Raw genomic sequence first — 20876 nt, forward strand, 5'->3', positions numbered from 1 at the left:
GATGTCAGCTCACCAGCAGCATTCGGTCGGTCTTGACGGCGAAGTGGCCGATGAGCTCGGGCACGGTGATGCGCCGTTTGCCATCCCCGGTAATTTCGAGATGGACGCGGCCGGCGTCGAGCATGATGATACTGTCGCCGAAATCGACGGCGTGCTGCATGTTGTGCGTCACCATCAATGTCGTCAGCTTCAGCGCCTGGACGGTGCGCACGGTTGCCTGCATGACGATATCGGCGGTGCGCGGATCGAGTGCGGCGGTATGTTCATCCAACAAAAGCACGTCGGGCGAGCCGCCGACTGCCATGATAAGCGATAGCGACTGGCGCTGACCGCCCGAAAGCAGTTCAACCTTGGTATCCAGCCGGTTTTCGAGGCCGAGCCCGAGAACGGCGAGGCGTTCCTTGTAGGCGGCGAGACGAGCGGCATTCAGGCCGGGACGAAATCCGCGGCTCTTGCCGCGCAGTTCCGCCAGAAGCATGTTTTCGCCGACCGTCATGCTGGCGGCGGTGCCCTTCATCGGGTCCTGAAACACGCGGGCCAGACGCGCGGCTCGCTTGTGGACCGGCATGTTGGTGACGTCGTTGCCGTTGATGAGGACCTGGCCTGAATCGAGGCTGAGAGCGCCCGAAATTGCATTCAGCATGCTGCTCTTGCCGGCGCCGTTGGAGCCGATGACGACGCCGAATTCGCCAGCCTTGAGGGAGAGCGTCAGGCCATTGAGCGCGATCTTTTCGTCGGGCTGGCCTTTGTAGAAAACCTTGCGCGCGGATTTGATGTCAAGCATCCGTGCCTCCCCTGAAGTGTAGGGTTATGAGATGGCGGCGTCTGTGACGCCGCCATGGATCGGATTGATCCCTAGAAGATGCCGCCTATCACTTCGTGAAGCAATTGCAATCGGCGAGCGAAGCCGGAACTTCGGCGCCGAAAGCCTTCAGCACGGTCTTGTTGATCAGCGGTGCGTGATCCTTATAGGCGGGAACCGAGGGCTTGATCGTCTTCGGATCGGCACCCTTGAGGATTTCCGCGGCGATCTTGCCGGCATTTTCGCCGACCTGCTCGTAGTTGACGGCAAAGCTTGCCGGCACGACGCCGTTGCGGACAGCCGCGTCGTCGGAGTTGACGATCGGGATCTGCGCCTGGCGGGCGGCGGCGGCAACGGCCGGGATTGCCGGCTGCAAGAGGTTGGAAGCGGGCGTGTAGATCACGTCTGCCTTGCCGGCGAGCGATGCGATGCGCTGCTGGATGTCGTTGACGTTATCGACGCCGACTGGAACCACTTCGAAACCGGCTGCCGGAGCGGCGGCCTTGACCTTGTCGATCAGGGCGACGTCATTGGCTTCGCCCGGATTGTAGGGCACGCCGATGCGCTTGGCATTCGGAAGCAGCTTCTTGGTGAAGGTCAGGATGGCGGAGATGTCCTGCAGGTCGCTAGAGCCGGTGATGCCATCGCCACCCGCATCCCACGAGGGAACGAGCTTGGCGGCAACCGGATCGGTGACGGCGGTAAAGACGATCGGGATGCCGGAGCCGGCGAGCGCCTTCTTGGCGATCTGCGACACGGGCGTCGTCACCGTGTACATCAGCTTCGGATGTTCGGACTGCAGCTTGGCGATCATCTGCGGCACGAGCGATGCATCGAAGCTCGTATTGCTTTCGGAATAGACGACATCCTTGCCTTCGACGAAGCCGTTGTCGGCGAGAGCCTTCTTGAAGCCGGCGATTGAAGCGTTGAGCTGCGGATGCTCGCCGAAGTTGGCGATCGCGATCTTGATGGGCTCGGCCGATGCCGTGGCGACGCTGGCCATGAAGGCGCCGGCGACAGCGAGGCCGGACAGCCATTTGGACGTAGATCTCAGCATATTTTCCTCCCGGATGTGACAAGGAGCCGTGTTCCGTCGGCTCTCTTGGGGAGGGATCATAGCGACTGCTGCAAGCCTGTCAATTTGCGATATATGATATTCACGATGGGCATATATAATATATAATTTCCCGACAGGATGATTTTATATATAATCTGGATCTGGGGAGGATCGGGACGAGGACCATGCAGGACAAGGATGCCCTAAGCAAGACGGAGGCAGCTTACTGGCTGTTGCGACGCGACATCCTCAATACCAAGCTTAGGCCGGGCGCATCCCTGCGGCTCAGCGCCCTTCGCGACAGCTATGGTGTCGGCTGGACGCCCTTGCGTGAGGCATTGTCGCGGCTGGAGGCAGAAAAACTTGTCACCGCGATCAGCAATCGCGGCTTTGCGGTCGCTCCCGTATCGCGCGCCGAGTTGGAGGATCTGACGCGGGCGCGCATGGTGGTGGAGCTGCCGCTCCTGATGGAATCGATCGAGAAGGGCGGGCCGGATTGGGAGTCGGCCGTTGTCACCGCGCATTATCGTCTGTCACGCTGCAAGATCGTTGCCGATTCCGCCTCGGAGGAAATGGCTGACGATTGGGACGAGAAGCACAGCGCGTTTCATGCCGCGCTTGTCAGTGCGGCGACATCGAACTGGCTGCAGCGTTTTCAATCCACCATCTCGGACCAGCTTCGCCGGCACCATCGCTTTCTCGGCCTGGCGCCGACACAGCGCGCTGCAGCCGGTCTCTCGATGGGTTATGAAAAGGCCGTTGCTGCCTTGCAGGACGCCATGGCGATCGAGCATCACACGGCTCTGATGGAGGCAGCCCTCGATCGCGATCTCGAGCGCGCCAGAGAGTTGATGACCGAACATGTCGGCTATACGTTGCAGGTTTATATCCGCTCGGAGGATGAAATGGCGTAATGCTTCCAGCCAGATCCACGAGGGCTTCCGCCTACTCGAGATTGCCCGTGATAGCGGCCTGTCGCTGGTATTGGATGCCGATCTCGCGTCGGATGAATGAGAATTGGCTAGGCTGGCAGGACGAGACGAACACTCGCTTCCTGTGGCGGCTGACCGACCGGCTAAAGCCCTGTTCGCCATCAAGCAATGGCGCTTCTGTTTATTCGTCGCGGTTCAAGTCAGTCGGCTTTCGGTTCGGCGTGTCGTTCGATCATCCTCGCGCCCGCCTTGATCAAAGCAGGGACGTTGAAAGTCGATATCAACGACTGCGCGAGGTACAGCAAGATCGTGTCCGACTATCGCGATGCCGACAAGGCGCAGCGGTCGAAATCGAGGCTGATGCGGACGCTGATTGCCGACAAGGGTTATGACAGCAAGCCATTCCGGGAAACGTTGTAAGCCGCCGGCAGATCGATGGCCACAGTTACCAACTTCCCATCCCTTCCAACCCCTGGTAAGCGAGCCTCGTGCCTGCCGGGAGGGACGCGGCGCGAACATAGGGTATTCCCTTGCGAGACGCCGTCCAGCCGATAATCTCCACCTCCTGCGCTTCCCGATCAAAACGCTGCGCTAGCATCAATGACCGGCAGTCGATCGCCGCGATGTCGGCGACGCCCTCGGCGACTGCCTTGATCGACGCACGATGCGCATTGGTCTCGATATGCTCCGAAAAAATCGCCAACGTCTCACTGGCTGCTTGCAGGTCATCCCTCAGTGAGAGATAGCCGGAAAGCGACTGTCTCTCGTTGTAGGCAAAGCGTTGGCCCGCCAGGCGGGAAATCGGGAGCATAGCGGAGCCGTCGACCGAGGGCGCGATTTGTCCACCCTCGCGTCTCCGGGCGATAATGGCGCTTCGGTAATATACGCCGCTTCCGCCAAGGACGGCGTCATAGCTGCTTTGCCCGATGACGCTGACGTGCTGGCTAAGGCCAAGTCCCATCGGCCCCCAGCAAGTCTCCGCCAGGAGCAACGTGGGGTGGCGCCACAGGACGGCGAGATCCAGTTCACCCGGCGGCAGCGTTGCCGGATCAGGCGCGATCACCGTGCCATCCTTATCCCGGATGCCGCCCGGGACCGGTGGCATTTCGTCGTTCCGTCGCACCAGCCGCTCCGGCGCCTCCATGCCGTTCTTACTTAGTTGCTCGCGCATGACGCGCCAGCGTGCATCCGTCTCGTGCCGGACTTCGGGCCAGTCATACATCGGCAGGGCGGCGATCAATGTCATCATGCTGCTCCGGTGAAGAGATCTCGCTAAGGGGTGGAAGGCCGGGGCTCGTTTTCATGACTGTCGTGACTAGATGGGTGTTGCCCAGCCTCAGGCCCGGATGAACAACTGGTTCTTTAGAACGAAACAGGAAAGCCTTGAAGATGTCGAGGTAGCTGCGAAAGACATATCCTTCGTTCATAAGGCGCCACTCCTCGCGCCGCTGCCGATATAGCATCGGCAATCTGTACCAAGGGGCATTCGGCAGCTTGTGGTGGACAAAATGGAGATTGTTGTAGAGAAAAAGTGGTGCGAGGATGGATGTCTCCACGATGATCGTCCGTCCGTCGGCGCGTTCCGACCACTGGTGTTCGCAAAACGAGCGAACCGAGATGAGGGATATGCCGAGATAGGCTGATGTCAAGGCGTAAAGCCAGAGTGGAATGCCAAAGGCAAATTCGATTATCAGCACCGTTGGCAGGAGGCCCGCGGCGTGGAGCAGCCAGGCAGAGGCGACCTTTCTGTCGCCGCCGGCGATCGCTCTCCATTGCGCCATCGTAAATCCGATGACCATGAGCGGCGGCCCTAGAGTGACACGACCCAGCAGGGTATTGTTCCAGCTCAGCAGCTTCCTCAGGACGACAGGATGGGTTCTCCAGTCGTCGGTCGCCTTGTAGAAGCTCTCCGGGTCGTCGTAGGGATCAGTCAGCCGCTCGTCGGCGTGATGCTGCAAGTGCAACTTCTTGTAGCTTCGATAGGGGTAAACGAGGCCGAGCGGCAGAAAGACGAGAGCTTCATTCACGCGCGCGAAACGAGTGGGATGTCCATGCAGCACCTCATGTTGAAGCGATGAATGCAAAGCGATCGCCACGCCGAGAACAACGAGCGCCACAATCGGAGTCGAGGGGTAAAGATAGACACCGGCCGCGAACCAGGTAGCGTAACAGGCGATCAACATAAACAGCGTCGGCCATTCAATTGCGAACCGCTTTCTTTTGCTGCGCGGGAACCGCCCTGTCGCCCCGTCGGAAGGAAAAGTTGTCATGTCCAATCGTCTCTACGGCCCCGCTAATATATTGAAATCAGGCCCCTTTCCGGAACCATCCTGTCATTCGGCCAGGGGCGGAGCAACGTGACTTTGCAGACAGAGTGTTGATTATGCGAACCGTTTAGATAAAGTGGTGATAATTATCACGGAACGAGACTATTGTGGACAAGAGGATTCTCACCCGGCTATTTCGCGACCGGCTTGTTCAGCTCCTGCAGCGAAGCGGTGACAATCAGTCGACCTTTTCCAAGGAAGTCGGTATTGATCGTTCCGCGCTCTCGCAACTCCTGTCGGAAAAATCGGTTCGGCTACCCCGCATTGAGACCCTGCTCAACATCGCCGAGCGCTATTCGGTGTCGTTGGACTGGCTACTCGGCCTGTCTCACGACGAGGGCCTGATCGGCGAACTGCATCCGAGTTTCGAGATAGAGGAGCGGGTGGAGGGCCAAGCCAATACGACCCTGTTGATGCAATGGCATGCCGAGGCGGCGGGCTCAAAGGTGCGCTACGTGCCGGCGCGCATTCCTGACCTTCTGCGTACTCCCGAGATTATCGCCTATGAGGCCAGAAGCGCGCATCAAAGCATTGCGGGCCAGTCAAACGAGACATTGTTTCGGCTTGATTACAACCGTCAACCCGGGACCGATATGGAAGTCTGTATGCCGATGCAAACGCTTGAAGCCCTTGCCCACGGACACGGCATGTGGAGCGGGCTCGACGGGAACACGCGACAACGGCAGCTTGGCCACATGGCCAATCTCATTCACGAACTTTATCCGTCTTTTCGTCTTTTTCTATTTGATGAAAAAGAAAAATTCTCGGTCCCCTATACGATATTCGGCTCACTGCGAGCGGCGATCTTCGTTGGAAGTATGTACCTCATTCTCAATAACACCGATGCGATCCGTAAGATGCAGCTTCATTTCGATGGCTTGATAAGGACAACCCGAATCCATCCCCACGAGGCGGCGGAATTTGTAAAGGCTCTTGCCCGCGTCTCGGACCGTTAGCTTTGTGCTCAAAGCATGCCTCTTCGCCGGCGCTTCCTTCTCCGGCATGAGGAGTTGATGCGGCATCCCGACAGGTGACGGCAAACTCGACATTCGGGATGTGTGCCGGACCGCTGCTCGTTACGTCGGCAAGGCGGCTGATCGAGCAAGCGGATGATCGAGCAAGCGGATGATCATGGGCGATGGCCACGTATGGGATTGTCGCACTATCCCAATAGTCGGCACCACTAAATGTGATTGTTAAAAATTGAACAATTACATTGGTTTATGGAAATCATAGCGCTGATGCACTGTCATTCCATAACCTTTCGCGTCCCGTTTGCGAGCGCTTCGAGCATGGCCCAAAGCTCGCGATCAACCTCGATCCGCGTGCCATTGCGCCTTCGGGCCGCGAGCCGCCGTGCGCCGGGAAGCTGTGCGCCCGGTTCACGCCCGAGCGCGGTCAGCAGGCTGTCGCTGCGTGCTGCGAAGTCCCCGATCCCAAGCCGTTCTGGGCTAATGGCGACGATGCACTGACCGGTGCGCGGTGGGCCGCCCTCGCAATCGCCGAAGGACGAAGCTTCGTGGGAAAAGTGGCTCCCACTCAGTCCTGCGGACAGGAGATCCACCATCAACGCCAAACCGACGCCCTTGTAGCCTCCTATCGCCATCAGGCTCCCATCCATTGCTGCCGCTGCCGAGGTGGTCGGCTGACCATCTCTGTCGAGGGCCCAGCCGCTCGGCAGATCAGCGCCGCGACGGTGTGCTTCTATGATCGCGACTTTTGCAACGACGCTCGAAGACTGATCTATCACAAGGGGAGGGCCGCCAGCGCGAGGGGCGGCAAAGGCAATCGGGTTCGTGCCGAAGAATGGAACCTTTCCGCCATGTGGCGCAATGGAGGGTGACGCGTTTGCTGTCATGAAGGCGATCAGGTTTTGCTCGGCAAGCATCTCAACGAAGTAGCCGAGCGAGCCGCAGGCGTATGAGTTTCCAACGGTTAGTATGGCAATACCCGACTGTAGAGCGGCCTCTGCCAACGGTCCGAGGCCAAGGTCGATGGCGGGGTGCGCAAAGCCTGTCGCTGCATCGACTGCGACGGCCGTCGGTGCAGGTCGGGTAAGCACCGGGACCGCATGGCCGTCGACTTTACCGCAAGCAGCGTGCTCACAGTAAAATGGCAGGTAGGAGAGGCCGACAATTTGCTGGCCGTCGCGTTCAGCTGATACGATGGAGCGGGCGACCGACGCTGCATTGGCGTCGCTCACATTCGCCGCCTTCAAGACCGCGATGGCAAGCGCCTCAATCTCGGAAAGGGAGACGTTGACGGTATCGGTCATGCTGACTGCTCCATTGCTTGATCTGTCACAATTGGATCGAGGGCGGTGAGCAACTGCTCCGAATACCACCGCACGAAATCGCGTGTACCGCCTTCGATGACATCTGAGTAAGGCCCGGAGCGATAGGCGCGTCCGCGAATGCCAAGGTGATTGTTCTCGGCGAGCTTCCGATCCTGTTGATTGGTCTCCGACCACACTTCGATCAATCTCGAGACATCGTAGTCGACGCCTTCAATTGCGTCCTTGTGGACGAGCCATTTCGTGGTCACCAGGGTCTCCTCGGCATTGATCGGAAACACACGGAAGGTGACGGCATGGTCGGCGAGAATGTGGTTCCAGGTGTTGGGAAGATGAAGAAGACGAACCGAACCAAGATCGGCGTTGGTCAGGTCCCCGAGAAGCTTGGTGCAGCCGGGTTTTCCGTCCATCGTCATGGAGAGCATGCCCCCGGTGAAGGGCAGACGCACGGCGCGGTATTGCAGGTTGTTCTCGGTATGGGCATGCGGCAGACCAAGCAAATCCCACTCCGCGTCCTTCTTCTTCAGGAGTGCTTTGTATTCCGGGCTGACATTGGGGTCGTTCGGATCATCAAACTCGGTGATGATATGCATCAGCTCTGGATGTGATCCGGCGCAATGATAGCACTCGCGATTGTTCTCTATCACGAGCTTCCAATTTGCTTTTTCCACCAGAGTTTGGGTGTGTGCGACCTTGGCGTTATCGAGGCCATGCGGCAACAAATACGCTTCCACCAATGCACGGAACGGTTCGAATGATGGCGGGTTTTCCGAGAGGTTCAGGAAAATATAGCCGCCAACGACGCCGACTGCGACGGGTGCCAGGCTGAAGCCATCCTTTTCGAACGCATCGCCCATGAGGCGCGTGCGCAGGAGTCTCCCGTTTAACTCGTAGGACCATTGATGATAGGGACAAACAAGGCGCGTCGCATGCCCACTTTCGGCGAGACAGATGCGCGAGCCACGGTGACGGCAGGTATTGTGATAGGCTGCGATCTCGCCGTCTTTCGTGCGCAGCAGGATGATGGATTCGCGGCCGATATCGACGCGCACCCAATCCCCAGGCGTCGGAATTTCGCAGGTCATGGCTGCAAAAAGCCACTGCCGGTTGAAAAATAATTCCATCTCCATGTCGAAAAAATCGCTGTCGACATAGAAGGGCTGGTCGAGACTCCAGTCCGGCTTACGGGCGGTCAAGAGCCGGTGGGCGTGATCTATAGTGTTTTGTTTCATGGCGACAGGTCCAGCGGGTCAATTGAGCGGTAAGCGTCGGAAGGTGCCAGGTTGCTCCGGGTCGTGATATTTGTTCATGGGACCGTGTTCCAAGAAGTGACGGTGGCACCATTCCAGTCTTTCTTCCGACAAGGTGACGCCGAGACCAGGGCCTTCCGGTACTCGAACAACATTGTTGCGGGGTACGAACGGTCCTTCTTCTATTACGTCAGCGGTCTGCATCCGGAAGAGCGACTGGTTTGGCTCACGGATCCAGCCGAGCGCCGCGCAAAGGTGCAGGTAAACCGCACTGCCGACACCTGAATCGCCGCTGTAGCACCAGAAGTCGATGCCGGCATGCTCGCAGGCGCCGACGAAACGCGTGAGCCGGCCAATCCCGCCGACGACGGTCGGATTGCCACAGATCGCATCCGGCACCTTCAGGGCGATCGCCCGGGCAATGTCGATGTTGTGTGTTGAAAAGGGAATGGAGCAATGCCGGCGCAATTCCACCATTTCTTCGATAGTTGCGACCGGGTCCTCCCAGTTGCGCACGCCGAGTTCTTCGAGCGGCCGTACGAGGCGCCGGGCAGTCGAAAGCGAGTAGGCGTGGTTGGAGTCGATGCGTAGCATCACGTCTTCGCCGAAATGCTTGCGGATGAGCTCGAGCATACGCAACGAGATGCGGGTGTCTGTCGTTGAGAACTTGCCCTCGAAATAGGTCGTGCCGAAGGTCTCATGGAGATAGATGCAATAGTCGAGGATCTCCTCGGGTGTCCGCTCTCCGCGCAATCTGCGTCCGTCAGGCAGAAGAGGACCTTGCGAGCGCAGCGAGAAATAGTCAGTAAAGGGAATATCCTTGCGCACAGCCCCGCCCAGCACTTGGTAAAGCGGCATATTCCAGGCTTTGCCTCTCAGATCCCAAAGTGCTGTTTCAATAGCTCCGAAGGACGTGATGCGGAGCGGATCATTGATACTCTGAACGCCGCGCCAGAATGGCAAACACGCATATTCCGCACCGGCGATATCGAAGGCGTCGCGACCAATGAGCGTCGGGGCAAGTTGGTCACGAATGACTGTCGCCGCCTGCGGCGTTGGCGCCTCTCCATAGCCAACCAGGCCGTCTTCGGTTTCGACCTCGACGATCGTTGTCGAAAAGCCGGGAAGCTCGCCGAAAACCCAGACATAGGGTGCTTCGAGGACAAGATTGATGGGTGTTGCTCGAATGGCCCTGATTTTCATGATGACGATTTCCTGCAGTGCATCTAGAGTGCTCTCCAAGCATGAATGCTCTTCTGCCATCAAATTAAGACACTGATTTTACTTTTTAAAAGAGGATTATTCTCATGAGATCCATGCTTAATACTCATGTGTTGGAGAGTCTGTCCTTCAGTCGGAGACTGCCGCCGCTACATGCGCTGGAGGTTTTTATGACAGCGGCGCGCTGTGGAACCTTCAGTCGGACCGCCACTGAACTATTCGTCACGCAGAGCGCGATAAGTAGGCAAATCCAACAGCTTGAAGACAATCTCGGCGTTCAGCTTTTCATCCGTCACAAGCGCGGTCTGCGGTTGACGCCTGAGGCAGAATCTCTGTTGCCGGTGGTTGAAGACGCCTTCACGCGGATCGCCAGGGCTTGCGGCAACCTGCGAAATTCCGGACAAGTGTTAACTCTTCGAATGCCACCGACCTTGGCGACCCGTTGGTTTTTGCCACTCCTTCCTTCACTACAATCGGCGTTGCCGGATGTGGATGTTCGCCTCACGACATACGACGCCTGGGAACCGAGCTTCGAGTCGAGCGATATCGATGCCGCCATCGTGCAAGGTAATGGTGACTGGCCAGATGTAGAGTCGATACTTTTGTTTCCGGAGTTGCTGACGCCAGTAAGTTCGCCCGCCCTCGCTCACCAACTTGCCGAGCCCGACATCCTGCGAGAAAAACCCCTTCTGCATTGCTATCCGCTGAATGGTTGGCGGCTATGGTTGGACGCGGCAGGGGTGCAAGGAGTTCATTCACATCGAGGTCAGATATTTGATACGCTGGAGCTTGCGCTTTCGGCCGCGACGCGGGGTCAAGGAGTGGCGCTAGGTGACGTCAACCTGATACAGGAGAGCCTCCGTGACGGTGTTCTCGTGCGGCCTTTCAATGTCGTCTTGGATCGCGGCATCTCCTACTATCTGGTGTTCCCCAAAATTCGAGGTCAGTTGCCGAAGATTGCCGCGCTGACGAAGTGGCTCGAGGAGGCGGCGCGAAACCAGCGCACGATTTACTCCTCTCTCAAACTGGTAAGCGTTGCGGCAAAAGAATGAGTGTTGGCGGAATCCTCGTTAAAGGAATGGGCGGACGCTGACCAATCGAGGTCGACTTTCTCCTCCGCAAAGCGCCACAGCCCTGCGAGACTTTCACAGCTTTCAGGCAATTCATTGGGAATTAATCGCCAAATCGCTTCATAGTCTGATGGGGCAATGTCGGCGAGGTATATGATAGCCATTTGAACCTCCGTGAATTTCTAGAGGCCAGTCGTTCCCCTAGCTGGGGGTGGCGTTGCCCTACGCCATGACAATTCGCCGAAAGGCAACGAGCTCGGGAAGAGGTGACATCTATCCGCACTCGCCACGGCGAGGCTCATGGGTTTCGGCCTCCCCGAAGCGATATCGGGAAGGCTGAAGTTCATGGCTTTTTCTGCTTGCTAGACTCGACCGCCTTGGCACCAAGAGTAGGTGCGGCAGCAGGCGCGGCCTTGTCCTTCTTGGGTTTGCGGACCTCTTTGTTGGTTTTAACTTGACCCTTGGCCATCGATTCCTCCTGTTTGCGATAACAGCTCATTACCAAGCAGCCCCGGAAAGAATGCAAGGGGTAATTCTCGGTGGCCATCAACAATGTGAGCATCGTCCCGCGCATTCGCCTCGACCAGTTAGCCGGTTTTCTATCCGCATCCATAAAGTTTTGGCCGCTGTCCGACGAAACATATTGACAAGCGACAGTCCATTCTGACAAATGTCAATAACGGGTGGCAATATTCAAGCGGCCAGTCTGCTAAGGGGTAGCGGACCCGTTGGAGGCGCGAAAAAACGCCTTGGGGTAGGAGGAAAAAGACGTGTCCTTGCATCGTTTGGATCGGCAAACGCTCTTTCTAGCGCTGATCAATTGTGCCGTGCTTGCTGCCGGCGGCTTGCTGGCCGGCGCCAATTTTATGGATAGCTATAATCTGCAATCCATGGCGGCGCAGGTGCCCGAGCTTGGACTTCTGGCGCTGGGTGTCATGCTTGCGATGATTTCCGGCAATGGCGGTATCGATCTCTCTGGAATTGCCCTGGCAAATCTGGCTGGCATCATCGCTTTCCTGCTGATCCGTCATTTCATTCCGGTCGCCGATGCGCCGCTTCTGTTTTCGTGGGTCTTTGCCGGCCTCGCGCTTGCCGTCGGCTTCATCGGCGGTTTGATGAACGGCATCGTCATTGCGTATGCGCGCCTGACGCCGCTGATTGCCACATTGGGAACCCAGCTTTTGTTCACCGGCGTTGCCGTGTTTCTGACCAATGGTTCGGCGATCGGCATAGGCTATATCGAACCGCTCGATAATTTCGGCAACATGCCGATCCTCGGCATTCCAATGTGCTTTGCGCTGTTTCTGGCTATAGCGGCTGCTCTCGCATTCTTGCTGAAATATACGCCCTTCGGCGTGAAGCTGATGCTGCTTGGCAGCAATGCCAAGGCCGCGCGCTATGGCGGCATCAATGAGAAGCGCATGCTGCTTGTTACCTACACGCTCTGCGGCGTTCTTGCTTCGGTTGCCGGCATTATCATTGCCGCGCGCAATTCCTCGGTCAAATGGGACTACGGCGGCTCCTATGTCCTGATTGCCATTCTGATTGCCGTTCTCGGCGGCGTGAAACCGGAAGGGGGATATGGAAAGGTCATCTGCGTGCTGCTGGCTGCAACGGCTCTTCAGATCCTTTCGAGCCTCTTCAACTTCATGAATATCTCGAATTTCTTTCGCGATCTCGCATGGGGCGTCCTGCTTCTGGCTTTGCTGGCCTCGGCGCGCGTGCATCTCGGTTACTGGCTGCAGCCAAGGCGCCGATAGCAAGGTTGCCTGCTTTCAGTGCCGCAATCCCGCACTGCCGAAATCATCCATCACCAAAAAACAATCTGCTTATATCAACGGAGGAAAAATATGAGCACATTTTCCAAACTGATCGCCTGCACCATGCTTGCTGGCGCGGTAGTCGCCGGAGCGGCCATCGCCAAGGACAAGCCGTCCATCGTCACGGTAGTCAAGGTTACCGGCGAAAACTGGTTCATCCGCATGAACGAGGGCGTGACGGCCTATGGCAAGGACAATCCCAACGTCAGCGCCAGCCAGATCGGCCCGGCAAAGGCGGATGCCGCACAGCAGACGCGCCTGATCGAAGACCTTGTCGCCAAGAATGTCTCGGCAATTGCCGTCGTTCCGATGGACCCTTCGGCGCTGGAAGGCGTGTTGCGTCGTGCTTCCCAGCGAGGCATCAAGGTCATCACCCATGAGGGTGACAGCCTGGTCAACACGGATGTCGATATCGAGGCTTTCGACAACAAGGCGTTCGGCGCGCGCATCAACGAAAAGCTTGCCGAATGCATGGGCAAGACGGGCAAGTGGACTTCTTTCGTCGGTTCATTGGGTAGCCTGACCCATAATCAATGGGTCGATGCCGGCGCCGAGAACGCCAAGAAATATCCGGGCATGGAGCTGGTGGCGGCGAAGAACGAATCCTTCAACGATGCCAACCGCGCCTATGAAAAAGCCAAGGAAATCCTGCGGAAGTATCCCGATATCAAGGGCTTCCAGGGTTCTTCCGCCATCGACGTCATCGGTATCGGCCGTGCCGTGGAAGAAGCGGGGCTGCAGGGCAAGACCTGCGTTTACGGTCTTGGCCTTCCGAAGGACACGGGACCTTATCTGGAAAGCGGTGCCGTCAACCAGATCTTCTTCTGGGATCCGAAGGACGCCGGCTACGTCATGAACAAGGTCGCCGACATGGTCCTCAAGGGCGAAGAGATCAAGGATGGCGTCAATCTCGGCGTTCCGGGCTACGAGAAGATGACCGTCATTAAGGGACCCGGCAAGGGCATCATCATGCAGGGCCAGGCCTGGGTTGATGTAGACAAGTCCAACTACAAGAACTTCCCCTTCTGATCACGAGCATAACTCGTTGAGGCCGTCTTCCGGGGATGCGCGCACCACCGCCACCTCGGAAGACAAATACCTTCGGGTTCCAGGAATTCGCCATGCTTACGACCAATGCCTCTTCTGCAGCTCCGCCGCCATTTCTGGAGATTAGAAACGTCAGGAAATCCTTCGGTGGCGTCAAGGCTCTGAAGGAAGTCAGCCTCGTCATCGAGGCCGGACACATCTATCATCTGATGGGCGAAAATGGCTGCGGCAAGAGTACGCTGATCAAGATACTTTCAGGCGCCCAGCTTGCGGACGAGGGTCAGATTCTGATCGATGGCCAGCCGGCGGGCGAGCGTGCCGGCGACTTGGGTGCGATCGGGGCGTTGCGTGCCGGCATCGAGACCGTCTATCAGGATCTCTCGCTTCTGCCCAATCTCTCCGTCGCCGAGAACGTCGCCTTCACCGAGCAACTCGTCGCGGCATCCGGCCGCCTCGCACGCAGATTGGATATGGTAGCGCTCCATGAGACGGCGCGCCGCGCGCTTGCCGAGGTGCATTTGCCGACGGATTGCGCCTTCCTAACCTGCAGGACCGATAGGCTGCCGCTCGCCACGCGTCAGTTGATCGCGATTGCCCGAGCGGTCGCTTCGGAAGCGCGACTCGTCATCATGGACGAGCCGACGACATCGCTCACGCGACAGGAGGTGGAGAATTTGCTTGGCGTCGTCGAGCGGCTGCGCAGCAGCGGGGTGGCTGTGCTGTTCGTCACCCATAAGCTCGACGAATGCAAATCGCTCGGAGGCCGTGCAATCATCATGCGGGACGGCTTGAAGGTCGCGGAACTCGATGTTGCCAGTCACAGCAAGGCGGAATTCAGCCGGTGGATGACGGGTCGCGAGATCAGCGAAACGCGGTATAGAACGGACCCGAAGCTCGGCGACGTGATGCTCGAGGTCGAGAAGCTCGAAGACGATGGCACTTTCCATGATATCTCGCTGAGCTTGAGAAAGGGCGAGATACTGGGCGTTACCGGCCTGCTGGATTCCGGCCGCAATGAACTTGCTCTCGCCCTCGCAGGTATCAGGCCGGCCGGCCACGGCACAATCCGCCTGAACGGCCGGGAAATAGCTCCCCGGTCGGCCGCCGAGGCGATCCGACACGGCATCGGCTATGTGCCCGAGGATAGGTTGACCGAAGGGCTGTTCCTCGAGAAGCCGATACAGGACAACATCACGCTGCCGATCCTCGATCGCCTGCGGAACGCCCTAGGCATGATCAGCCGCCGCAAGGCGCGGCGCGTTGCTGAAACCAGCGTTGCCGATCTGCAGATCGTGGCGCCGGATGTGGCAATCCCGGTTCAGTCGCTTTCCGGCGGCAACCAGCAGCGAGTGCTGATCGGGCGATGGCTTACCATCAATCCGCAACTGCTCATCCTACACGGGCCGACCGTCGGCGTCGATGTCGGATCGAAGGACACGATCTTCCGCATCATTCAGCGCCTTGCCGATGACGGCATGGGGGTCATCATCATCAGCGACGATCTGCCGGAGCTTCTGCAGAACTGTGATCGCATCGCTGTCATGCGCCAGGGCCGCATCGTTGCCACGCTTGAAGCTGACGGGCTGACAGAGGATGTCGTCTATCGCTCCATGGCCAGCACTTCGAAGGAGATCGCGCAATGAGCGATATCGCATCCGCGACGACTTTCAAAAAGCAACGTAACGGTATTGCACCTCGCCTGTGGGATTTGTTCGGGCGCCGGCCGGAGCTTTTCACTCTGCTATTGACCATCGTCACCTGCCTCGTCGTGATTGCCGCCAATCCCGACTTTCTGCAGATGAGCAACATTGTCGACATCCTGCGCGCCTCCGTGGTGAGAGGGTTGTTTGCCATGGGCGTGCTCGTCGTGTTGGCCTCTGGTGGTATCGATGTCTCGTTTACGGCGATCGCCGCTTTTGTGATGTACGCGCTGACGATGCTGATCACGAACTGGTTCCCCGATATGCCGATGACGATCGTATTGATCCTCGCCGCTGTCGGCGGTGCTGCCTTTGGCGCGCTCAATGGGGTTCTCGTGCAGACGCTGCAGGCTCCGTCTCTGATCGTTACTATCGGTACGCAATACGTCATCCGCAGCTTCCTGCTGACGTTTGTCGGCACTGCGCTCTTCATGAACATTCCATCGGCGATGGATGCCTTTGGCAAAGCCTCGCTTTTCACCCATCACGCGTCGAACGGCGTCGTATCGGTATTGCCCGCCTCCGTGCTGGTGCTGGTAATTGCGGCTGTCGTGACATGGTTCATTCTCGAACGGACCTTGATGGGCCGGGCCATCTTCGCCGTCGGTGGAAATCCATCGATCGCCGAGCGGCTCGGCATCAATCTCTTCCGCGTGCGAATCTTCGTCTTTGCCTATGCCGGGTTGCTGGCGGGGATCGCCGGTGTCGTCCATGTGTCAAGCAACCGTCTTGCCAACCCGTTCGATCTAGCGGGCATGGAGCTCGAGATCATCGCGGCGGTGGTTCTGGGAGGCGCGCGCATCACGGGCGGCTCGGGCTCGGTGATCGGAACGCTGCTCGGCGTGCTCCTCATAACGCTCGTCAGCAACGTGCTGATCTTCGTTGGAATTCCAAGCACGCTGCAGCTTGCCATCGTCGGCATTTTCATTCTGCTTGCAGGCGGGATATTCGCCTTGCGCAATCGTAGCTAGTGGGGCGCCTGTTCCGCCGTTTCCCACTGTGGAAATAGCGTAGTATGGGCCTGTTTAGGGGAGGTTCTCTATGTCTCATGACGTGTCGGTCATCGGGCTTTACATTCTGGATGTACTCGGGCGGCCGGTCGATGCCATTCCGCCCGGTGGCAACGTCGAGTTCATCGACGAGATCAGGTTGACCGTTGCGGGTACGGCCGGCGGAACGGTGGTCGATCTTGCCAAGCTCGGCTTGAATTGTCTCGCTGTCGGCGCTGTCGGCGACGACGAGAAGGCGGATTTCGTGCTCGCGACGCTTCAGCGTTTCGGTGTCGATACCGCGCAGATGCAACGGCTGAAAGGGGTGCCGACGTCCTCGACCATTTTGAATATTCGGCGAAATGGCGATCGCCCGGCGCTGCACGCGCGTGGCGCTTCCGATCATTTCGAGATTGCAGACAGCGTTCTCGATGCCGTGCTCGCGCCTCCGATCGTTCATCTCGGCGGGACGGGATTGCTGGCGAAGCTCGATGGGGAGCCGAGCCGCAGGCTGCTTGCCGCGGCTAAGGCGCAGGGACGCACCACCACCTTCGATCTTCTCGGAGCCAATGACGGAACGCTCGATCTCATTGCGCCGCTCTTTCCCTATATCGATTACTTCATGCCGTCGATCGAAGAGGCGCGCCAGATCTCTGGCGCTTCCGACGTCGAGGGCGCCAGCCGCTTCTTCCTGCAGCGCGGCGTCAAATATTGCGTATTCACGCTTGGCGGGGATGGTGTCTGCTTCGCCGAAGCGTGCGGCGAAATCGTACGGCAGCCGGCGTTTCAGATCGATGTCGTCGATACGACGGGTTGCGGCGACGCATTCGATGCAGGCTTCATTACGGCCCTGCACCACAAGATGGATTTGAAAACGTCGCTGAACTTTGCCCAGGCATCCGCGGCTCTCGTGGCGACCGGCCTCGGTTCCGATGCCGGTATCCGGTCGTTTGAAGAGACGCTCGCGTTCATGAACAGCGCGCCGATCAGGCAGTAAGGAAAGGGGCGGGCATTCTGGCCGCCCCTTTCCTCAATCAGCAAGCAAGCGTTCCGCGACCTGCGCATCGGTGACGAGATGGGTTGCATAACCGCCCGCTAGGACGGCGCGGATCGCTTCCACTTTCTGGATTCCGCCTGCCACGCATAGTCTGCGCGGAACGCTGCGCAATTCATCGAGCTCGATACCGATGATGCGACGATCAAAATCGCGAACGATCTGCTTGCCGTCGCGATCGAGAAAGCGACAAATTAGGACGGCGACCGCGCCCTCCCGCGCATAGGCGTCGATTTCCTCGTCGGTGGTGACGTCGGCGATGCGCATCGTGCTTTCAGCGGCAAGTCCGCCGACGCCGTATACGATCATGTCGGCCTGGCCGATCAGTTCGAATTGCCGCTTGAGCACCGGTTCTCCCATGAGGGCATCGCGAAGCGCTGCTGTGCTCAACACGGTCGGCGCAAGCATGTTGATGCTGGTTGCGCCCATGTTGCGTGCCATGATCGAAGTGCAGAGTTCAGCTGAAAACTCTCGCTTGCCGCTCGACGAGCCCGTGACCTGAACCACGGTCAATCCCTCGACCGGCCGGGGAAGGGCAATCGCATCGGCGATCGCAAGCACCGTCCGTCCCCAGGAAACACAGATGGTTTCGCCCGGAGCGACCATACGCTCTATCAAGCGCGCCCCGCCGGCGCCTAGCGACTTGAGGTTCGCATCCGGCGTTGCGGATTTCTCCGTCGGAATGACCAGTGCCTCCGCAAGTCCGAACTTGGCGGCCAGTTTTCGCGCGATGCTGGTGCGCGCGAGGATCTCCGAATTCATCAGAATCCTGACGACGCCCCGCTGCCGCGCCTCCTGCAGGTAATTGACGATCGTGGCGCGCGAGACGCCGATCATCGCGGCAATCTCGTTCTGCGTGAGCTGGTTCTCGTAATAGAGCCAGGCGGCCCAGACGACAGCGTCATCGAATTCGGCGGGAATGGCACGTGTAGACGGCGTCAGATCGTCCGAAGTCATATTCAATTCCTGATGTCAGTGATGTGCCTGAGTTGCACAGAAAATGCTTTTAATCAACAAGTCGCTTAATCGTGTTGACGAATGTCAATTGATGGTGTCAATTGTATATCACGCGAGGGGGAACCTCCGGAAGTCTTTGTTATAGCACGGAAAACTGAGGGTTTCCGTGAACGCATCTTCATGTCTGCCGCCATCGGCCGCAGACTGTCAGCTGGGGAAATGGCAGATGAAATCAAAATGGTCCGAAGCGGATTTCGCCTCGATTGTTGGCGCTTACGAACATGCTGGCGTCAGTCGCGACGTGGCGATCCGTACCTATACGACCCGACTGCTCGGGTCGGAGCCGAAGCTCGTTCTGCATGGCGGCGGCAATACGTCGGTGAAGACCACGCTGATCGATCATGACGGCAGCCCGGTCGAAGTACTTTGCGTGAAGGGCAGCGGATGGGACATGGGCAAGATTGAGCCGGCTGGTCTGCCGGCACTACACCTGGCGCCGCTCAAAGCCATGGTGAATTACGCATCTCTCTCGGACGATGACATGGTCATGCTGCAGCGCCGCCTGCTGCTGGACCCGGCCTCGCCAAATCCGTCGGTCGAGGCGATTCTGCACGCGATCCTGCCTTTCAAGCATGTCGATCATACCCATGCCAATGCCATCGTGGCGCTGACCAACCAGCCGCGCGGCGAAGACATCATTCGCGAACTCTTTCCGGAAATGATCGTCGTTCCCTATGTCATGCCGGGTTTCGACCTTTCCAAGGCGTGTCTGAAGGCATTTTCCGAGCGTCCGGATGCACCGGGCATGATCCTGCTCAAGCACGGTATCTTCACCTGGTCGGACGATCCGCGCGAAGCCTATGAAAACATGATCGCAGCCATCGATCGCGCCGAGAAGCGCATTGCCCAAGGACGCCCGCGGCCGTTTGGCAATGCAAGCGCCGAACTGCCTGCAGGGCTTGCCTCCATCGCCGATATCGCGCCGATATTGCGTGGCGCGATTGCTCTGCCTGGTACGGGAGAAGGGCGCCCACGCCGCTTCGTCATCGAACACCGCTCGAGCGATGACATCCTCGATTTCTGTGGTGCGCCGAATGCGGCCGCTCTCGTCCGTCGCGGCAATGCGACACCGGAGCATGTCATCCACATCAAGCGTTACGGGGTGGCGTTGCCCGCGCCGAAGGCGAATGGGGTCGATCTCTGGGCGAAGCAGGTGAAGGAGGCCGTGGCGTCCTATGCCGCCGACTACAAGGCCTATTTCGAGCGCAACAATGCGCGTGTCGGCGGTGGCAAGAAGATGCTCGACCCGATGCCGCGCGTCTTCTATGTCGAGGGTATCGGCCTCTTTGCAGCGGGCGCCACGCAGAAATCGGCGCGCATCTGCGCCGATGTCGCCGAGGCGACCATCGAAGTCATTCGCGGTGCCGAAGGCATCGGTCGGTTCGCGGCGCTGTCCGAAGAAGATCTCTTCGATATCGAATACTGGTCGCTGGAGCAGGTGAAGCTCACCAAACAGACGGAGAAGCCGCTGACACGCCAGGTGGCGGCCGTGACTGGTGGAGCAGGTGGCCTTGGTCTTGCGATTGCAGAAATGTTGAAGAGCCAGGGCGCGGAAATCGCGCTGATCGACATCGATGCGGAGCGTGTGGCGGCCGAAGCCAAGCGATTGGGTGGTCTTGCCATCTCTTGTAATCTGACCGATCCCGCCGCTGCCGAGCAGGCGATCGCGCGGATTGCCGAGGAATTCGGCGGCATCGATATCCTGGTCTCCAATGCCGGGGCTGCCTTCCAGGGAGCCTTGACGGCGGTGGACGATGCCCTCTTCAGGGCTGCCTTCGACCTGAACTTCTGGAGCCACCATTACATCGCTCGCGCGGCGATCGGGGTCATGCAGCGGCAAGGCACCGGTGGATCGCTCGTCTTCAATGTGAGCAAGCAGGCCGTCAATCCTGGTCCCGATTTTGGTCCCTACGGTACGTCGAAATCAGCTCTCATGGCGCTGATGCGGCAATATGCGCTGGAGCATGCCGCCGATGGCATCACTGTCAATGCCGTCAATCCGGACCGCATACGAACCGGCCTGATGACGGATGAAATGGTGGAGGAGCGTGCCCGGGCGCGCGGCGTGACGCCGGAAGTCTATATGCGCGGCAATCTTCTGAAGCGGGAAGTTCTGTCGGAGGACGTGGCCGAGGCCGTGCTTCATCTCGTTCACGCGCGCACATCCACCGGCGCGGTGATCACAGTCGACGGTGGCAATGTGGCGGCGATGATGCGCTGATAGCCATACGGGGCTTCGCGTCGACATAACCGCGAGGCCCCGCAAACTCATCCGTCAGCCTGGCTTTGCTCTGGGA

The 20876-nt window shown here is 58.7% G+C and carries 19 protein-coding genes; 10 read left to right on the forward strand and 9 right to left on the reverse strand.

Features of this window, described 5'->3' with window-relative positions:
- Nucleotides 1–4: 4 nt before the first annotated feature.
- Both BJ928_RS09765 and BJ928_RS09770 read right to left on the reverse strand, forming a co-directional pair.
- Nucleotides 5–784: an ABC transporter ATP-binding protein gene (locus tag BJ928_RS09765; RefSeq protein WP_047631687.1), complete on the reverse strand. Its 780-nt coding sequence runs from the start codon at nucleotides 782–784 to the stop codon at nucleotides 5–7.
- A gap of 88 nt (nucleotides 785–872) precedes the next feature.
- Nucleotides 873–1859 (reverse strand): ABC transporter substrate-binding protein, encoded by a 987-nt coding sequence (locus BJ928_RS09770; RefSeq protein ID WP_047631686.1) that lies wholly within the window; start codon nucleotides 1857–1859, stop codon nucleotides 873–875.
- Nucleotides 1860–2044: 185 nt separating this feature from the next.
- Between BJ928_RS09770 and BJ928_RS09775 the strand changes: the two genes are divergently transcribed.
- Nucleotides 2045–2773, forward strand: a complete 729-nt coding sequence (locus BJ928_RS09775) for a GntR family transcriptional regulator (protein WP_047631685.1) — start codon at nucleotides 2045–2047, stop codon at nucleotides 2771–2773.
- 285 nt (nucleotides 2774–3058) lie between these two features.
- Nucleotides 3059–3211, forward strand: a complete 153-nt coding sequence (locus BJ928_RS38780) for a hypothetical protein (protein ID WP_156151442.1) — start codon at nucleotides 3059–3061, stop codon at nucleotides 3209–3211.
- 25 nt (nucleotides 3212–3236) lie between these two features.
- Here the strand turns inward: BJ928_RS38780 and BJ928_RS09785 are convergent, their stop codons facing one another.
- Nucleotides 3237–4040 carry a PhnD/SsuA/transferrin family substrate-binding protein gene (locus BJ928_RS09785; protein ID WP_047631683.1) on the reverse strand — a complete coding sequence of 268 codons (804 nt, stop codon included), beginning with the start codon at nucleotides 4038–4040 and terminating at the stop codon, nucleotides 3237–3239.
- Nucleotides 4006–5061, reverse strand: a complete 1056-nt coding sequence (locus BJ928_RS09790) for a fatty acid desaturase (protein ID WP_082011868.1) — start codon at nucleotides 5059–5061, stop codon at nucleotides 4006–4008. Before BJ928_RS09790 ends, BJ928_RS09785 begins: the two co-directional genes overlap by 35 nt.
- A gap of 164 nt (nucleotides 5062–5225) precedes the next feature.
- Here BJ928_RS09790 and BJ928_RS09795 point away from each other — a divergent pair, with 164 nt between their 5' ends.
- Nucleotides 5226–6074, forward strand: coding sequence for a helix-turn-helix transcriptional regulator (locus BJ928_RS09795; protein ID WP_047631682.1), 849 nt, complete (start codon nucleotides 5226–5228; stop codon nucleotides 6072–6074).
- A gap of 293 nt (nucleotides 6075–6367) precedes the next feature.
- Here the strand turns inward: BJ928_RS09795 and BJ928_RS09800 are convergent, their stop codons facing one another.
- Genes BJ928_RS09800 through BJ928_RS09810 form a run of 3 tightly spaced genes read right to left on the reverse strand, consistent with a single transcriptional unit; the run spans nucleotide 6368 to nucleotide 9864 of the window.
- Nucleotides 6368–7393, reverse strand: coding sequence for an Ldh family oxidoreductase (locus tag BJ928_RS09800; protein ID WP_047631681.1), 1026 nt, complete (start codon nucleotides 7391–7393; stop codon nucleotides 6368–6370).
- Nucleotides 7390–8643: an aromatic ring-hydroxylating dioxygenase subunit alpha gene (locus tag BJ928_RS09805; protein ID WP_052227707.1), complete on the reverse strand. Its 1254-nt coding sequence runs from the start codon at nucleotides 8641–8643 to the stop codon at nucleotides 7390–7392. The genes BJ928_RS09800 and BJ928_RS09805 overlap by 4 nt, the downstream gene beginning before the upstream one ends.
- An 18-nt stretch (nucleotides 8644–8661) precedes the next feature.
- Nucleotides 8662–9864 (reverse strand): mandelate racemase/muconate lactonizing enzyme family protein, encoded by a 1203-nt coding sequence (locus BJ928_RS09810; protein ID WP_047631680.1) that lies wholly within the window; start codon nucleotides 9862–9864, stop codon nucleotides 8662–8664.
- A 113-nt stretch (nucleotides 9865–9977) separates the two neighbouring features.
- On the opposite strand from BJ928_RS09810, the gene BJ928_RS09815 reads away from it, so the two are divergent.
- The gene (locus tag BJ928_RS09815) at nucleotides 9978–10934 is read left to right on the forward strand and encodes a LysR substrate-binding domain-containing protein (RefSeq protein ID WP_281024124.1); all 957 of its coding nucleotides are present in this window, start codon (nucleotides 9978–9980) and stop codon (nucleotides 10932–10934) included.
- A 361-nt stretch (nucleotides 10935–11295) separates the two neighbouring features.
- Here the strand turns inward: BJ928_RS09815 and BJ928_RS39720 are convergent, their stop codons facing one another.
- Entirely contained in the window at nucleotides 11296–11421 is a 126-nt protein-coding gene (locus BJ928_RS39720) for a hypothetical protein (RefSeq protein ID WP_281024119.1), read from the reverse strand.
- A 346-nt stretch (nucleotides 11422–11767) separates the two neighbouring features.
- Between BJ928_RS39720 and BJ928_RS09825 the strand changes: the two genes are divergently transcribed.
- The 5 genes from BJ928_RS09825 (at nucleotide 11768) to BJ928_RS09845 (ending at nucleotide 17505) form a co-directional block, all read left to right on the forward strand.
- Entirely contained in the window at nucleotides 11768–12712 is a 945-nt protein-coding gene (locus BJ928_RS09825) for an ABC transporter permease (protein WP_245432278.1), read from the forward strand.
- 90 nt (nucleotides 12713–12802) lie between these two features.
- Complete coding sequence (locus BJ928_RS09830) at nucleotides 12803–13801, forward strand: autoinducer 2 ABC transporter substrate-binding protein (RefSeq protein WP_047631677.1); 999 nt, start codon at nucleotides 12803–12805, stop codon at nucleotides 13799–13801.
- Nucleotides 13802–13893: 92 nt separating this feature from the next.
- Nucleotides 13894–15462 carry a sugar ABC transporter ATP-binding protein gene (locus tag BJ928_RS09835; RefSeq protein ID WP_047631676.1) on the forward strand — a complete coding sequence of 523 codons (1569 nt, stop codon included), beginning with the start codon at nucleotides 13894–13896 and terminating at the stop codon, nucleotides 15460–15462.
- Nucleotides 15459–16490, forward strand: a complete 1032-nt coding sequence (locus BJ928_RS09840) for an ABC transporter permease (RefSeq protein WP_047631675.1) — start codon at nucleotides 15459–15461, stop codon at nucleotides 16488–16490. The genes BJ928_RS09835 and BJ928_RS09840 overlap by 4 nt, the downstream gene beginning before the upstream one ends.
- 70 nt (nucleotides 16491–16560) lie before the next feature.
- The gene (locus BJ928_RS09845) at nucleotides 16561–17505 is read left to right on the forward strand and encodes a sugar kinase (RefSeq protein ID WP_047631674.1); all 945 of its coding nucleotides are present in this window, start codon (nucleotides 16561–16563) and stop codon (nucleotides 17503–17505) included.
- Nucleotides 17506–17538: 33 nt separating this feature from the next.
- Here BJ928_RS09845 and BJ928_RS09850 read toward each other — a convergent pair whose 3' ends face one another.
- On the reverse strand, nucleotides 17539–18519 hold the full coding sequence (locus BJ928_RS09850; RefSeq protein ID WP_047631673.1) for a sugar-binding transcriptional regulator: 981 nt from the start codon (nucleotides 18517–18519) through the stop codon (nucleotides 17539–17541).
- 226 nt (nucleotides 18520–18745) lie between these two features.
- On the opposite strand from BJ928_RS09850, the gene BJ928_RS09855 reads away from it, so the two are divergent.
- Complete coding sequence (locus BJ928_RS09855; RefSeq protein WP_047631672.1) at nucleotides 18746–20800, forward strand: bifunctional aldolase/short-chain dehydrogenase; 2055 nt, start codon at nucleotides 18746–18748, stop codon at nucleotides 20798–20800.
- Nucleotides 20801–20876 lie beyond the last annotated feature (76 nt).

This window comes from Rhizobium sp. WW_1, assembly GCF_003610155.1.
Taxonomy (GTDB): domain Bacteria; phylum Pseudomonadota; class Alphaproteobacteria; order Rhizobiales; family Rhizobiaceae; genus Rhizobium; species Rhizobium tropici_A.

Bases quoted from the DNA above. Each gene is read 5' to 3' on its own strand.
- BJ928_RS09765 (WP_047631687.1), bottom strand. From the start codon at position 784: ATGCTTGACATCAAATCCGCGCGCAAGGTTTTCTACAAAGGCCAGCCC.
- BJ928_RS09770 (WP_047631686.1), bottom strand. From the start codon at position 1,859: ATGCTGAGATCTACGTCCAAATGGCTGTCCGGCCTCGCTGTCGCCGGC.
- BJ928_RS09775 (WP_047631685.1), top strand. From the start codon at position 2,045: ATGCAGGACAAGGATGCCCTAAGCAAGACGGAGGCAGCTTACTGGCTG.
- BJ928_RS09785 (WP_047631683.1), bottom strand. From the start codon at position 4,040: ATGATGACATTGATCGCCGCCCTGCCGATGTATGACTGGCCCGAAGTC.
- BJ928_RS09790 (WP_082011868.1), bottom strand. From the start codon at position 5,061: ATGACAACTTTTCCTTCCGACGGGGCGACAGGGCGGTTCCCGCGCAGC.
- BJ928_RS09800 (WP_047631681.1), bottom strand. From the start codon at position 7,393: ATGACCGATACCGTCAACGTCTCCCTTTCCGAGATTGAGGCGCTTGCC.
- BJ928_RS09805 (WP_052227707.1), bottom strand. From the start codon at position 8,643: ATGAAACAAAACACTATAGATCACGCCCACCGGCTCTTGACCGCCCGT.
- BJ928_RS09810 (WP_047631680.1), bottom strand. From the start codon at position 9,864: ATGAAAATCAGGGCCATTCGAGCAACACCCATCAATCTTGTCCTCGAA.
- BJ928_RS09815 (WP_281024124.1), top strand. From the start codon at position 9,978: ATGCTTAATACTCATGTGTTGGAGAGTCTGTCCTTCAGTCGGAGACTG.
- BJ928_RS39720 (WP_281024119.1), bottom strand. From the start codon at position 11,421: ATGGCCAAGGGTCAAGTTAAAACCAACAAAGAGGTCCGCAAACCCAAG.
- BJ928_RS09830 (WP_047631677.1), top strand. From the start codon at position 12,803: ATGAGCACATTTTCCAAACTGATCGCCTGCACCATGCTTGCTGGCGCG.
- BJ928_RS09835 (WP_047631676.1), top strand. From the start codon at position 13,894: ATGCTTACGACCAATGCCTCTTCTGCAGCTCCGCCGCCATTTCTGGAG.
- BJ928_RS09840 (WP_047631675.1), top strand. From the start codon at position 15,459: ATGAGCGATATCGCATCCGCGACGACTTTCAAAAAGCAACGTAACGGT.
- BJ928_RS09845 (WP_047631674.1), top strand. From the start codon at position 16,561: ATGTCTCATGACGTGTCGGTCATCGGGCTTTACATTCTGGATGTACTC.
- BJ928_RS09850 (WP_047631673.1), bottom strand. From the start codon at position 18,519: ATGACTTCGGACGATCTGACGCCGTCTACACGTGCCATTCCCGCCGAA.
- BJ928_RS09855 (WP_047631672.1), top strand. From the start codon at position 18,746: ATGAAATCAAAATGGTCCGAAGCGGATTTCGCCTCGATTGTTGGCGCT.